Source organism: Lentzea waywayandensis, assembly GCF_900115955.1.
Lineage (GTDB): Bacteria > Actinomycetota > Actinomycetes > Mycobacteriales > Pseudonocardiaceae > Lentzea > Lentzea waywayandensis.
In genome coordinates, this window is record NZ_FOYL01000003.1 from 121,650 (window position 1) to 135,378 (window position 13,729).

At 68.2% G+C, this 13,729-nt stretch carries 11 protein-coding genes; 6 read left to right on the forward strand and 5 right to left on the reverse strand.

Features of this window, described 5'->3' with window-relative positions; all coding sequences use genetic code 11:
* Positions 1-100: 100 nt before the first annotated feature.
* Positions 101-955 (reverse strand): hypothetical protein, encoded by an 855-nt coding sequence (locus tag BM417_RS11195; protein WP_093591376.1) that lies wholly within the window; start codon positions 953-955, stop codon positions 101-103.
* Between the two features lie 103 nt (positions 956-1,058).
* Positions 1,059-1,385 carry a hypothetical protein gene (locus BM417_RS11200; protein ID WP_093591379.1) on the reverse strand — a complete coding sequence of 109 codons (327 nt, stop codon included), beginning with the start codon at positions 1,383-1,385 and terminating at the stop codon, positions 1,059-1,061.
* Between the two features lie 70 nt (positions 1,386-1,455).
* Between BM417_RS11200 and BM417_RS11205 the strand changes: the two genes are divergently transcribed.
* Positions 1,456-2,508, forward strand: coding sequence for an arginase family protein (locus BM417_RS11205; RefSeq protein WP_093593513.1), 1,053 nt, complete (start codon positions 1,456-1,458; stop codon positions 2,506-2,508).
* Between the two features lie 21 nt (positions 2,509-2,529).
* Here the strand turns inward: BM417_RS11205 and BM417_RS11210 are convergent, their stop codons facing one another.
* A complete protein-coding gene (locus tag BM417_RS11210) occupies positions 2,530-2,946 on the reverse strand; it encodes a chorismate mutase (protein ID WP_322788958.1) in 417 nt (138 codons plus the stop codon).
* 134 nt (positions 2,947-3,080) lie between these two features.
* On the opposite strand from BM417_RS11210, the gene BM417_RS11215 reads away from it, so the two are divergent.
* Positions 3,081-3,599: a hypothetical protein gene (locus tag BM417_RS11215; protein WP_143138604.1), complete on the forward strand. Its 519-nt coding sequence runs from the start codon at positions 3,081-3,083 to the stop codon at positions 3,597-3,599.
* Between the two features lie 73 nt (positions 3,600-3,672).
* On the forward strand, positions 3,673-5,985 hold the full coding sequence (pcrA, locus tag BM417_RS11220; protein ID WP_093591387.1) for a DNA helicase PcrA: 2,313 nt from the start codon (positions 3,673-3,675) through the stop codon (positions 5,983-5,985).
* 1,634 nt (positions 5,986-7,619) lie between these two features.
* On the opposite strand, the gene BM417_RS11230 is transcribed toward pcrA, so the two are convergent.
* Complete coding sequence (locus BM417_RS11230; protein WP_093591393.1) at positions 7,620-8,408, reverse strand: M23 family metallopeptidase; 789 nt, start codon at positions 8,406-8,408, stop codon at positions 7,620-7,622.
* A 209-nt stretch (positions 8,409-8,617) separates the two neighbouring features.
* A complete protein-coding gene (locus tag BM417_RS11235; RefSeq protein ID WP_245821852.1) occupies positions 8,618-9,598 on the reverse strand; it encodes an esterase/lipase family protein in 981 nt (326 codons plus the stop codon).
* 136 nt (positions 9,599-9,734) lie between these two features.
* On the opposite strand from BM417_RS11235, the gene BM417_RS11240 reads away from it, so the two are divergent.
* The 3 genes from BM417_RS11240 to sucD all read left to right on the forward strand — a co-directional run bounded on the left by BM417_RS11240 (position 9,735) and on the right by sucD (position 13,705).
* Positions 9,735-11,417, forward strand: coding sequence for a hypothetical protein (locus BM417_RS11240; RefSeq protein WP_093591396.1), 1,683 nt, complete (start codon positions 9,735-9,737; stop codon positions 11,415-11,417).
* Between the two features lie 230 nt (positions 11,418-11,647).
* Positions 11,648-12,814, forward strand: a complete 1,167-nt coding sequence (gene sucC / locus BM417_RS11245) for an ADP-forming succinate--CoA ligase subunit beta (protein WP_089915033.1) — start codon at positions 11,648-11,650, stop codon at positions 12,812-12,814.
* 3 nt (positions 12,815-12,817) lie between these two features.
* Positions 12,818-13,705, forward strand: a complete 888-nt coding sequence (gene sucD, locus BM417_RS11250) for a succinate--CoA ligase subunit alpha (RefSeq protein WP_093591399.1) — start codon at positions 12,818-12,820, stop codon at positions 13,703-13,705.
* Positions 13,706-13,729 lie beyond the last annotated feature (24 nt).

Below are 13,729 nucleotides of genomic sequence, written 5' to 3' on the forward strand. Positions count from 1 at the left end.
TGATGGACTTCACTCGTTCGTGGCGGCCAGCGGCGCTCAGGATTCGCTCGAAGGTGCTACTTACTACGTTCGGTAGCTCCGGCCGTGACCTTTAGCCACTTCAGCCGCCGACCTTCAACCGTTCACTGTTGATCAGCGGCAGGTCGCCGAGCGTGAAGCTGAGCTCGCGCTTCTCGGTGCTGACCGAGCCGTCCTTCTTCGTCACCTGGAGCAGGCTGACGGTGAGGCCCTTGCTCGGGTCGACCGCGATCTCCTTCACCTCGATCAGAGAGATGTCGGCGAGCCTGCCCTCCAGCAACGCGTCGGCGTTCGAGCGCACGGTGTCCGTGGTCATGGCGAGCGCCGTGTCCGCGTTCGTCGCCATCGCGCGGTAGAAGTGCTCGGTCTGCTCGGCGATCTTGCCGCCGTCGACGACGGGGGCCTGGGTGACCGGCACGGTCGTGATGACCGGCGGGGCCGTCCCGGAGGGCTTGGGGTTCGGGACGGCGGAGGCCTGGCCGCTCGTGGCGGGCGCGCTGGAGCCCGTGCCCGGCACGGGGGCGCCCCGCCCGGTGTTCGCGGCAGACGGCGCGGTGCCCGTGGCGGACGGGGTCGTGCCCCCGGTGGGCAGCTGGGAGATGAGCGGCACGTCCGACGGATAACCGGGCAGCCCGACCGACTCGGTCGCGCCGCCACCGCCGACCAGCTTGGCCGCGGCGACGCTCAGGCCGACCAGCACGAGCACCGACGAGACGACGGCGAACCAGGCCGCGCGCTTCCAGGTGCGCGGCGGTGTGACCGAGGCGGGCACCAGCCCGATGTTGAACTTCCGCAGCCCGTCGGTGTCCTGGAGCGGGTCGATCTGACGGCGGCGGGGCAGCGGGATGCGGTCGCCCCGGACGACGGGCCGCGGCTGCGCCTCCGGTGGCAGCGCGACCTCGTCGTCGAGACGATGTTTGCCCGGCAGTTCGTCCATCCCGACACCCCTCTGCGACGCAATCAGGGTAGGGCCGTCTGGAGGTACCGAACCAACCAAAAGGGGGTGTTCAGGACGAGTGACACTCTTTTGTGTGAAGTTCTTACCTCGGTGGGAGTTGCGCTTGACCGCTGTTCAGCTGCTTGCGCGTGTTCTGGACGCCGTTGAGCGCGACCAGACCGCTGCCGCCCGCGATCAGCGCGCCGATCACGTCGGCGCCCAGTGATTCGCCGTTGGTGATCAGCAGGCCGATGACCGCGCCGGCGGTCGTCAGGATCGCGGTCTTCCAACGGCTGCGGACGAACTGCGAGACAGGTGCTCCGGCGAGGCCCTTCTTGTTCGCGGCCGAACCGAGCAAGCCCAGGTAAGCGTCGTGCGCCAAGGCGGCGAGCAGGCCGGCGATGGCGATCAGTGCGGCGATGAGGCCCATGTGTCCAGTGTGCCCCCAGAACTTTTCGGTGGACCATCCGTGATCGCCCTGATATCCGATTCGGGTGGACATGTTCTGGCACGACGACTGCCTCGAGCACGACGCCGGTGAGGGCCTGTGGGAGCTGCCGGGTTCCTGGCCGTGGCTGGACGTCGCCGAGCCGCACCCGGAGACCGCGGCACGGCTGCGCACGTTCCGGCACGCGCTGACGCACGGCCCGGTGGCGCCGCATTTGAAGTGGCACGAGGGGCGCCACGCGTCCGTTGACGAGCTTCTGCGCGTGCACACGGCTGGGTACTTGGACTCGTTGCGCGTATCGGAGCGTGTGGCGCTGGAAGTGAACACGATCGTGGGGCCGGAGACGTGGCGTGCGGCGTCCGCGGCCGCGGGTACCGCGTTGGCGGCGCTGGAGTCCGGTGCTCCTGTTGCGTATGCGCTGGTGCGGCCGCCGGGACACCACGCGCAGCCGGACATGGCGGACGGCTACTGCTTTGTGAACAACGCGGCGCTGGTGGCGGAGACCGCACGGCGCCAGGGGATGCGCGTCGCCGTCCTGGACTGGGACGTGCACCACGGCAACGGCACGCAGGAGGTGTTCTACGACCGGACGGACGTGCTGACGATCTCGGTGCACATGCGGCACGGGTCGTGGGGCACGAACCATCCGCAGACGGGCGCACCATCAGAAGTGGGCGCCAACGGCAGGAACGTGAACATCGAACTGTCACTCGGTGCGGGCGACACGACGTACCTGCGCGCGCTCGACGAGATCGCCTTTCCACTGCTGCGCGACTTCGAACCGGACTTGCTGGTCTGCGCGTCCGGGTTCGACGGGTCGGCGTTCGATCCCAACGGGCGCCACAACCTCACGGCGGACGGGTACCGCGAGATCGGACGGCGGGTGGCGTCGTTCGGACCGCGGGTCGTGCTCACCCAGGAGGGCGGCTACCTGCGCGGATACTCGGCGCTGTGCCTGCACGCGCTGGTGGAGGGCCTGCTGCGGTTGCCGGAGCCGTTGCTCGAGGATCCGCTGGCCTACGTGCCGGACGACTCCCAGCTCGCGGACGCGGACTTCGAGCGCGTGTGCGCCGCCCTGAAGCCTTTTTGGCCCGGCGTGCTGTGACGCCGGGCCCGTGGGGTCCTGCTACCTGCCGAGCGGGCCGCGGCCCATCTTGAGCAGGATCATCGCGAGGTCCTTGCCCTCGGTACCGAGCGGCCGGTACCGGTTGAGGACGTCGATCTCGCGGTTGTGCACGATCTTCGTGCCGCCGGCCGCCATGCGGGCCGCACCGATGATCTTGGATACCTCGACGCGCCGTTGCACGAGGCGAAGGATCTCCGCGTCGAGGTGGTCGATCTCCTCGCGCAGCGCGTTGATGTCGGGTTCGGTGGTGGTGTCCATCGTGGTGACCTCTCGACTCTTCGAGTCCTGGCCCGGAAGCGACGAAGCCCCGGTGTCCGAGGACTCCGGGGCTTCGTGGTGGCTTTTCAGCGCTAGACGACCACGGGAGCCGGAGTCCGGGTCCCGTAGAAAAACTCGAAAGACGTCGCGCGCATGGATTCAGTGTTGCACAGAACCTCCCGCGCCCGCCAAGTCCGCGCGGTTGGAGGGCTCACCAGGTGGGAACCCACCGTTCGAAGATTCCTGCTTCTGCCCTAGCCCCCCGATCGAAATGTGGACATACAGTCATGCCCGTGCCAGCACTCAGACCTGGGGTTCATGTGAAGAACGCGCTCGGGATGGCGGCCGTGGCGGCGCTGTCCCTCACCCTCGCTCCGGCAGCGTCGGCGGAGACCGGCTTCGCCACCGTCAAGATCACGAGGGTCTCCGGCTGGTTCGGCGTCGAGGACTTCTGGACCACCAGGGGCGGATTCATCCCACGGCAGAAGTTCGACGTGGACATCACGAACGTCGTGGGTCGCGACGTTCGGGGCCTGTCCGTCTTCATCTCGCTCCCGACCGACCGGCTCGGCGTCACCGGCTACGAGGGTGACGGCTGGCGGTGCTGGGACGTCAACGAGGGCATCGGCGCCGAAGGCATCAAGTGCACGCAGGATCACCTGATCGTGCACGAGGAGGCCTGGCCGAAGCTCACGGTCGAGACCAAGGCCGAGGCCATCTGGACGCAGGACTCGATCGACGTCTACGCCGAGGCGGACGGCCACGCGGCCGTGCACGCCCAGCAGTGGTTCAGGATCGACACCAGCACCTGATAGCTCCTGCTCATCGAACACATGGTCGGGCGGTACCGGATTTGTCGGTGCCGCCCGGTACCGTGGATGGACGATGAGCGCCTTGTTCGACTTGCCCTCAAGTCCCCCCGTTTCCCGCGCGGGCCACCTGCTCGACGACCTGAACCCCGCGCAGCGCCGTGCCGTCGAGCACGCCGGTTCACCGCTGCTCGTGGTGGCGGGCGCCGGCTCCGGCAAGACGCGCGTCCTCACCAGGCGGATCGCGTACCTGCTCGCGGAACGTGACGTGCATCCCGGCCAGATCATGGCCATCACGTTCACGAACAAGGCCGCCGCCGAGATGAAGGAACGCGTCGCCGACATGGTGGGCGCGCGCGCCCGTTCGATGTGGGTGTCGACGTTCCACTCGATGTGCGTGCGCGTGATGCGCCGCGACGCGAAGACCCTCGGCATGTCGTCGAACTTCTCGATCTACGACAGCGACGACACGCGCCGCCTCGTCACGCTCGTCGCCAGGGACCTCGACCTGGACCCGAAGAAGTACGCGGCCCGCACCCTCGCCGTGCACATCTCGAACCTCAAGAACGAGCTCATCGACCCCGAGACCGCCACCGCCCAGGCCACGAACGACCTGGAACGCCGGGTGGCCGAGGTCTACACCGTCTACCAGCGCCGCCTGGCCGAGTCGAACTCGCTCGACTTCGACGACCTCATCATGAGGACGGTAGAGCTCCTCCAGCGCTTCCCGGACGTGGCGGAGCACTACCGCCGCCGCTTCCGTCACGTCCTGGTCGACGAGTACCAGGACACGAACCACGCGCAGTACACCCTGGTGCGCGAGCTCGTCGGCAAGGCGGGCGGCGAGATCCCACCGGCGGAGCTCTGCGTGGTGGGCGACGCGGACCAGTCCATCTACGCCTTCCGCGGCGCCACGATCCGCAACATCGTGGAGTTCGAGCGCGACTACCCGGACGCCACCACGATCCTGCTGGAGCAGAACTACCGCTCCACCCAGAACATCCTCACGGCCGCCAACGCGGTGATCTCCCGCAACCCGAACCGCCGCGACAAGTCGCTCTGGTCCGACCTCGGCGAGGGCGAGAAGATCGTCGGCTACGTGGCGGACAACGAACACGACGAAGCGGCCTTCGTGGCCAACGAGATCGACCGCCTGGTCGACGGCGGCGAGGTCAACAACTCCGAGATCGCCGTCTTCTACCGCACCAACAACCAGTCGCGAGTCTTCGAGGAGATCTTCATCCGCCTCGGCCTCCCCTACCGGGTCGTCGGCGGCGTCCGCTTCTACGAGCGCAGGGAGGTCCGCGACGCCCTCGCCTACCTGCGAACCCTGGCCAACCCGGAAGACACGGTCTCACTGCGCCGAATCCTGAACGTCCCGAAACGGGGCATCGGCGAACGAGCGGAAGCCTGCGTCTCGGCCTACGCGGAACGCGAACGAATCAGCTTCGCCGCGGCCCTCCGCGAAGCCGTGGACGACCGAGTCCCGATGCTGAACCCGCGCTCCCGCAACGCCATCGCCGGCTTCGTCGAGATGATGGACCAACTGGGCGAGATGGTCGCGCGCGAAGACGACGTGGCCGACATCCTCGAAGCGGTGCTCGACAAGACCGGCTACCGAACCGAACTGGAAGCCAGCGAGGACCCCCAGGACCACACGAGGATCGAGAACCTCAACGAGCTGGTCACCGTAGCCCGGGAGTTCACCGAACTGGAGCTCCCCGAAGGCGCGGAACCGATCCCTTCGCTCCCGGCCTTCCTGGAACGCGTCTCCCTGGTAGCGGACGCCGACTCGATCCCGGACGCCGACTCGGACGGCGTGGTCACCCTCATGACCATCCACACGGCCAAGGGCCTCGAATACCCGGTCGTCTTCAGCACGGGCTGGGAAGACGGCGTCTTCCCACACATGCGAGCACTGGGCGACCCAGCCGAACTGGCAGAAGAACGCCGCCTCGCCTACGTGGGAATCACCCGAGCCCAACGCCGCCTCTACCTCTCCAGGGCCCTGGTGAGATCAGCCTGGGGCCAGCCGTCGGCAAACCCGGCCTCCCGCTTCCTGAGCGAGATCCCGCAGGACCTACTGGACTGGCGCCGAGTAGAACCCTCACGCTCAGGCCCGGCAGCCGCCACGACGTGGGGCCGCTCAGCCTCAGGCGGCATAGCCTCCCGAGGCCTCTCCCGCCCAGCCCCAGGCAAAGCAGGCTGGAAGGACGGCCCAGCGATGAAGCTGGAAGTGGGCGACCGAGTAACCCACGACAAGTACGGCCTGGGCCGAGTGATGGCAGTGGACGGCGAGGGCCTGCGAGCCACCGCGACGATCGACTTCGGCGGCTCAGGCACAGTCCGCCTGATGCTGATCGGCAGCGTCCCAATGACAAAACTCTGACGAGCCACCCCCACCACACGACACAGAGGGCGCGCTCACGGCAAGCCAATGATCGTCGCGATGCCGAAGGCGAGCCGTCTTTACCGTGCGCTAAGGGTGGGGTGGTTTCGTCACGAGTCGTGCCACAGCTCTCGCTGCGCATGAGTAGGGGTGTCAACTCGACACGCTTTTCGTCGAGTTGACACCCCTACTCATGTGTGGCCCGCTCTTGGTGCGGCTCGTGACGAAACCACCCCACCAACGCGCCCCTCTACGCAACGCGCCTCCGCCCAACGCACCAGGCGTGCCATCAACCCGCGTATGGCGTAGGCCCCGGTTTTGGATCAGATTGGCGGGGTCTGGGGCGGAGCCCCAGGAATCAGCCGCCGCATCCCCTCGCACGGTGACCACCTACGGACAACACAACAGGCACCCGCCAACGCAACCGGGGGACGACCCACAAAACCGACGCGCACGCCGAAGGCGGCCCCACGACTTACGGAACGCCACCGACCCACCATCCGGGTGCACGACACAAGCCACATCCCCACCCAAACCGGACCACCCCCACCCCCGTGACCAGCACTTTCCCCACCCCCGAAGAAATCCCCCAAAATTCCTGAAAACCAGCGCAACGGACCGCCGGAACGTGCGTCTATGTGGGTGTCGCAAGCAGCACAGCCAGGGAACGTTCGGGGCGGTCCAAGGCACACGAGCAGCCTGCAGACGAAGGGGAGCGAAGGGACGGCGGGGGCCTATCTTCGCGGCGAAGTGCGGCCGGACCGAACGGGAGAGCGGTCCGGCCGCACTGTCTTTTAAGCACTGTCTTCTCTGGACTGCCTCTGCCGGCAGGGGCCCGGCACAGGCACAGGCAAGGGCCCGGCTTTCTTCGGCACAGCCCCGGCTTCTGCCCGGCGCAGCCCTGGAACAGGCCCAGACGCACCAGTGAGCCGGAAGATCGACGCAGGTCATCCCTGCCGCGTCCAAAAATTGTCAGACCCCCGGAGCATCATCAACCGCATGAGGCCACAACCCCAGCGGGAGAACTCAAGATGGATCACGTACTGGCCGGTGCCCTGCACGAACGTGTGTTCGCAATCCTCAGCCAGCTGGAATCCCCGGAGACGACCAACCTGGTCGAGGCCTGGCGCACCCTGCTCCGCCACCACGAACCAACGGAGAGCGGGTCCTGCAAGGCGTGCGGCCCACGCTGGCGCAGACACATGTGCTCGGTCTGGCGCGTAGCGGCCAACTATTTCGTCCGGCCTGAGATCGCTCGGCCTGAGATCGCTCGGCCTGAGATCGCTCGGCCTGAGATCGCTCGGCCTGAGATCGCTCGGCGGGATGTCGCTCGGCCGGAAGTCTCCCGGCTGGAGCTCTCCCGGCACGAAGGCGCCGAGGAAGGTCCCACGGGAGCACAGCTGGAGCGCAACTAGAGCGACGCCAGAGGCTCCTGGGCCGCATGAGCCCCCTGAGCCCTCTGGGGCTTCTCAAACGCCCTGACCCACACCGCGAGGTGGGCCAGCCGCGAAAATCCCGTCAGAAAGCTACTGAGCCGTAGTTCAATCAATCCCGAACCGGAGGCCCGGAAGACCCGCGAACCGAAGTCCGGCGAACCGAAGTCCGGCGAACCGGTCGACCAAAGGCCAGGTGGATCAGACAGTCACGCCGCGAGCGTTGAGCCAGGTCAGCGGGTTGATCTTCTGACCGCCCGGGTTCCAGACCTCGAAGTGCAGGTGGGGACCGGTCGAGAAGCCGCGGTTGCCCATGCGGGCGATCTGCTCGCCGGCCTTGACGACCTGGCCTTCGCGGACGTTGAACGTGTCGACGTGGCCGTAGACGGTGACGGTGCCATCGGCGTGCTCCACGCGGACCCAAAGCCCGAAGCCGGAGGCGGGACCCGCCTCGATCACCTTGCCGTCAGCGGCGGAGAGGATCGGGGTGCCGATGGGGCCGGCGATGTCGATGCCGAGGTGCATGGTGCCCCAGCGGCCGCCGTAGCCGGAGGTGAAGTCACCGGCGGCGGGGCGGACGAACTTCGGGCGCTTCTTCTCGGCCTCGACGGCCTCGCGCTCGGTGGTGAGCTGCTGGCTGCGCAGGAGCTTGGCGGCCTCGGCGGAACCCTCCGCCGTGGTCTTGGAGACCGCGAGGATCTGCGGGGCGGGAGCGGTGTCGCCGCCCACGCCGTTGAACGTGGCGGCGCCGTCGGCGTGGTTCGCGAGCTGGACGTCACTGCTGTCGTCCGTTGCTGCCTGACCGATCTGACCTGCGCCTGCTGCTGCGAACGCGCCTACTGCGACGGCGGCGACGACGATGCGTCCGCGAAGCGCCGACGGTGGCGGGGGGAGCCGGTGGGAGCTGACCGTGCGCGTGTTGGCGCGGTCGACTGCCTCTTCAAGCGCAGCACTGCGTTCATGGCCGCCGGGGGAGCGGTGGTGACTCAAAGCTTGCCCTTCCGCCTTCGGGGAGCCTGATCTTGTGGACTGCCGGGCGGGGGATTCCCGGTGAGTCAGGATTCGGGGTTCTGACTCGGTGTCCTTCTGTGATCAGACCGTGACAACGGACCGGGGGAAGGTAACGGCTGGGAGCCTCGGAGGGCAAACCCCAGTTCGTTATGTCCTCCCAATGGGCGGCAACCAGCGGGTTTCAACTGTCAACTGTGACCGTCGGTGATTTGAGACGGGCGACACGCCTCACCGCCAGCGGCGATGGGGTGAGCTGACAAGTCATCCGATCGGGTGATGGCCGTCACAACTACGTGAAGAGTCCTCGTGTCAACCGGCAAAGAAAGGTGACCTGAATCACGTATCTGGTGCTCTTCGACGAGTAACGACGAGTGCTCCAGCCGGGCGTTGCGCTGAGGCACGATGATCTGATCCATCTCCGACCAGACCACGACGAAGCGCGTGCGGCACGGCCGGCACGGTTCGGCGAGCTCCTCCAGCAACTCGGAGCCCGGTCGCAGCTGCTTGGTCAGCGGAGTCGGCAGCAGATAGGCGGCGAGCGTGCCGCTGTGCGGGGTTCCGAGTGTCACGAGTGTGCGAACGCGTGCGTCGCCATGCAGCCGCTGTACGTAGTACCTGGCAATGAGCCCGCCAAGTGAATGGCCGACGACATGCACCTGATCGGATCCGGTCTGCTCACAGATCCGCTCGATGTGCGCGCCGAGCAACGCCGCCGAACGGCGGACGTCTCCGGTCAACGCCGTCAGCACGCTGTAGTTGATGGCGTGAACTACGCCGAAGCCCCGCCTTCGCAGCGCCCCCGACAGCACCGCGAAGGCGGAACGGTTGTCCCCGATGCCATGCACCAACACGATCGGGGTGCCCGCCGCGTCCATCGCCGAAACCATCAGGCCGCGCTGGCGCGGTGGCAGGCCGTCCGTGCGGTAGTGCCGGTACTGGCCGTCCTGGCGCAACTGCTCGGCGATCGCGCCCCACGGGTAGAGCACCGCGTGGGTCGTCAGCCAGGCCGCTTCCATCGCGACCCCGCGCATCCCGCCGGGCGTGGCCATCGCCCGCAGGGCCACCTTCACTTCTTCCGCGACATCACGGGCCGTGTGCACGCCCCAGCCGGCACGGTCGAGGACCGCGTCCGTCAGACGCGCGATCCACGACCGGCCGCTCTCGCTCATATGAGCGACGGTAAGTGATGAAGTCACGGGTTAGGAGTACCCGCCGGACGTTTTCCACATGCGAACGAATTTCGTCTTGATACGTCGACCACGTAGGACGCGGAACCCGACACCGGTGTTGCTAGGTTCGCCCGCGATGACTCGCACCGAGCTCGAGAACCAGACCCCGGCGGCCGCGAGGCTGCGCACGTCGTGGGCACTCGCCGCGGCAGGCTCCCTTCTATTGGCCGCCGGCCCGCTGCTCGGCGTGGTCGACGGCGCGGAACCCGCCTTCACGTCGTGGCCGCTGCTCGCCCTGCTGGCGCTGTTGCCGCCGGCGGTCGCGGGTGTGCTGCTGATGCGCGGCCGTCCGTTCGTGGCGGCGGGGCTGATCGCCGCGGTCGGTGTCTTCGCGGTCGGCCGGTTGCTGAGCGACCTCCAGATCGTCTTCGACGCGATGGAGGTGGCGCGACCGGAGCTGTTCCGGCCGACGACCCTCATCGCGGTCGTCCCGTCGGCGGGAGTCTGGGTGCTGATCGCCGGGCACCTGCTGGTGATCGCGGGCGGCGCGCTCGCGGCCGGTCGCGCCGGCATGCCGGCGGACGAGTCGGAGCCCCCGACGCTGGTGGGCCTGCCGGTGATCATCGCCGCGTGGGCCGCGATCGGGTTGCTGGGCAGGCCGTTCATCTCGACGGACCCGTTCCAGCTGGACCGCGGGCCGTGGGACCTGCCGGTGCTCGGCTTGACCGGCGGCCTGCTGATCGCACTGGCCGCACCGCTCGCCACCGCGCTCGCGGCCAGCTCGCCCGACCCGGACACCCGTCAGGGCGGGACGATCGGCGTGACGCTCGCGTTGCTGGCCGTCGTGCTGCCGCCGCTGGCGGCGGGCACCGTCGCGGCCGGTCTGAGCATCAGCGTGGGCTCGATGATCGCGTTGGTCGCCGCTCTCGTGCTGCCCGTCACGCCCCTCTACGGCCGGACCCTGCGACTGCTGCGCGGCAACCGCGACGAGACGCGTGACCCGGCGTTGCCCTCTGCCCGGCGCATGCACCTGGCCGCGGGCGTCTTCGCCGTTCTCGCGGCCGCCGCGATGCTCGTCGGCGCGTTGCTGCCGCAGCTCGTCCTCTCCACGGGCGGTGTGGCGCCCGACCTGGCGTCGGTGAACCTGCTCTGGGTGGCCGGGCTCGCGTTCAGCGGGCTCGGACTCCTGTTGGTGCTGCCGTCCACGGCCGCCGTGGTGCGCCCGGCACTGGTGGGCGGCTACTTCGCCATGCAGCTCGCCGCCGCGGGTGCGACCGAACCGGTGCTGGCGGCGAGTCAGCTGGGCGTCGCGCAGCCGGGAGCGGGTTTCTGGTTGATGACCGCGGAACTGCCGCTCGGCCTGCTGGCGCTGGCCTGCGCGGGCCTCGCGGGCGCGATCGAGCGGGAGAACGCCGACGACGGCAAGAAGAAGGAACAGGTTCCGGTGACCGAGCTGGGCGCGGTCCTGCTGGCCGGGCTCTTCGCGGCAGGCGCCTTCGCGCTGCCGACCCTGCGTGGCGACAGGTACACGTCGCCGACCCTGATCCCGGACAACGACCCGGCGGTCTCCTGGGCCTTGCTGAGCTCCCTCATCGTGCTGATCATCACCCTGGTGCTCGCGCTCCGGTCGAAGCCCGCTCGTGGCGCGGCCACGCTCGTTGGCGGCGCGCTGCTGCTCGGCGTGCGGGCGCTCGAACTGCCGCTGACGGGCGGACGCGTCGAGGGCGCGGTGGCGGCGCCCGGCACGTGGCTGGCGTTGGCGTCGATCGCGGCGCTGCTGATCGCGGCCGGCTTGATGGGGACTCGCGCGACCCGCTGAAACGTGTCGCAAAAGACTCTTAGGGGTTCTCGTGTGCCTGCTTTTCCCTATAACGCGCGCGCATGCGTGATCGACCTCACCGCTGTTGAGACCGACCTCACCAGTGGTGGCGTGCGAGCGGTACCTGCAGCTCGATAGTGTCTGGCCCCAGCCGCGTCAAGTGGGTTCGCACGGCCCCTTGAGGACCACCCAGGCGCGGTGTTCCGACACCGACGTCGCAGGAGACCCGAGTGGACCTGTACGAGTACCAGGCGAAGGACCTCTTCGCCGCCCACGGCGTCCCGGTACTGCCGGGCGATGTGGCTACCAACCCCGCCGACGCCAAGGCCATCGCCGCGAAGTTCGGCCAGGCCGTCGTCGTCAAGGCCCAGGTCAAGACCGGCGGCCGCGGCAAGGCCGGTGGTGTGAAGCTCGCTTCCACCCCCGAGGAGACCGAGGAGAAGGCGACCGCCATTCTCGGCCTCGACATCAAGGGGCACATCGTTCACCGCGTTCTGGTGACGCCCGCCTCCGACATCGCGGAGGAGTACTACTTCTCCTTCCTGCTCGACCGTGCCAACCGCACCTTCCTCGCCATGGCGAGCGTCGAGGGCGGCATGGACATCGAGGAGGTCGCCGCGACCAAGCCCGAGGCCCTCGCGAAGATCGCCATCGACGCCATCAAGGGCGTCGACGTCGCCAAGGCCACGGAGATCGCCGACGCGGCGAACTTCCCGGCCGAGGTCAAGGACCAGGTCGTCGACACGATCGTCAAGCTGTGGGAGACCTTCGTCTCGGAGGACGCCACGCTCGTCGAGGTCAACCCGCTGGTCCGCGACCCGCAGGGCAAGATCGTCGCGCTCGACGGCAAGGTCACGCTCGACGAGAACGCCGACTTCCGCCACCCGGCCCACGCCGAGCTGGTCGACAAGGCCGCTGAGAACCCTCTCGAGGCGAAGGCCAAGGAGAAGGGCCTCAACTACGTCAAGCTCGACGGCGAGGTGGGCATCATCGGCAACGGTGCCGGTCTCGTGATGTCGACGCTGGACGTCGTCGCGTACGCCGGTGAGCAGTACGGCGTGAAGCCCGCGAACTTCCTCGACATCGGTGGCGGCGCGTCCGCCGAGGTCATGGCCAACGGCCTGGACGTCATCCTCGGCGACGAGGCCGTCCGCTCCGTGTTCGTCAACGTCTTCGGTGGCATCACCGCGTGCGACGCCGTCGCCAACGGCATCGTGAAGGCGCTGGAGATCCTCGGCGACTCGGCCACCAAGCCGCTCGTCGTCCGCCTCGACGGCAACAACGTGGAGGAGGGCCGCGCGATTCTCGCCGAGGCCAACCACCCGCTGGTGACCGTTGTCGACACGATGGACAACGCGGCCGCCAAGGCCGCCGAGCTCGCGGCTGCGGGGGTCTGAACGATGGCTATCTTCCTCAACGAGAACAGCAAGGTCATCGTCCAGGGCATGACCGGTGCCGAAGGCACCAAGCACACCAAGCGCATGCTCGCGTCCGGCACGAACATCGTCGGTGGTGTGAACCCGCGCAAGGCGGGCGAGAAGGTCGACTTCGACGGCACCGTCCTCCCGGTCTTCGGCACCGTCAAGGAGGCCATGGAGGCCACCGGCGCGAACGTGACCGTGATCTTCGTCCCGCCGGCCTTCTCGAAGGCCGCCGTGGTCGAGGCGATCGACGCCGAGATCGAGCTGGCCGTCGTCATCACCGAGGGCATCCCGGTGCACGACACCGCCTACTTCTGGGCGCACGCCGTCGCGACGGGCCACAAGACCCGCATCATCGGCCCGAACTGCCCCGGCATCATCAGCCCCGGCAAGTCGAACGCCGGCATCATCCCCGCGAACATCGCGGGCAGCGGCAAGATCGGCCTGGTGTCGAAGTCGGGCACGCTGACCTACCAGATGATGCACGAGCTGCGGGACTTCGGTTTCTCCACCGCGATCGGCATCGGTGGCGACCCGATCATCGGCACCACGCACATCGACGCCCTCGAGGCGTTCGAGGCGGACCCCGAGACCACCGCGATCGTGATGATCGGTGAGATCGGTGGCGACGCCGAAGAGCGTGCCGCGGCGTACATCAAGGAGAACGTGACCAAGCCGGTCGTCGGCTACGTCGCGGGCTTCACCGCCCCCGAGGGCAAGACGATGGGCCACGCCGGCGCCATCGTCTCGGGCTCGGCGGGCACCGCGCAGGCGAAGAAGGAGGCCCTCGAGGCCGCCGGCGTCAAGGTCGGCAAGACGCCGTCCGAGACGGCCGACCTGATGCGCGAGATCATGCAGGGTCTCTGAGGAGACCGCTGAGCGCAGGCACAC

Bases quoted from the DNA above. Each gene is read 5' to 3' on its own strand.
- BM417_RS11195 (WP_093591376.1), bottom strand. From the start codon at position 955: ATGGACGAACTGCCGGGCAAACATCGTCTCGACGACGAGGTCGCGCTG.
- BM417_RS11240 (WP_093591396.1), top strand. From the start codon at position 9,735: ATGACTCGCACCGAGCTCGAGAACCAGACCCCGGCGGCCGCGAGGCTG.
- pcrA (WP_093591387.1), top strand. From the start codon at position 3,673: ATGAGCGCCTTGTTCGACTTGCCCTCAAGTCCCCCCGTTTCCCGCGCG.
- BM417_RS11200 (WP_093591379.1), bottom strand. From the start codon at position 1,385: ATGGGCCTCATCGCCGCACTGATCGCCATCGCCGGCCTGCTCGCCGCC.
- BM417_RS11235 (WP_245821852.1), bottom strand. From the start codon at position 9,598: ATGAGCGAGAGCGGCCGGTCGTGGATCGCGCGTCTGACGGACGCGGTC.
- BM417_RS11205 (WP_093593513.1), top strand. From the start codon at position 1,456: ATGTTCTGGCACGACGACTGCCTCGAGCACGACGCCGGTGAGGGCCTG.
- sucD (WP_093591399.1), top strand. From the start codon at position 12,818: ATGGCTATCTTCCTCAACGAGAACAGCAAGGTCATCGTCCAGGGCATG.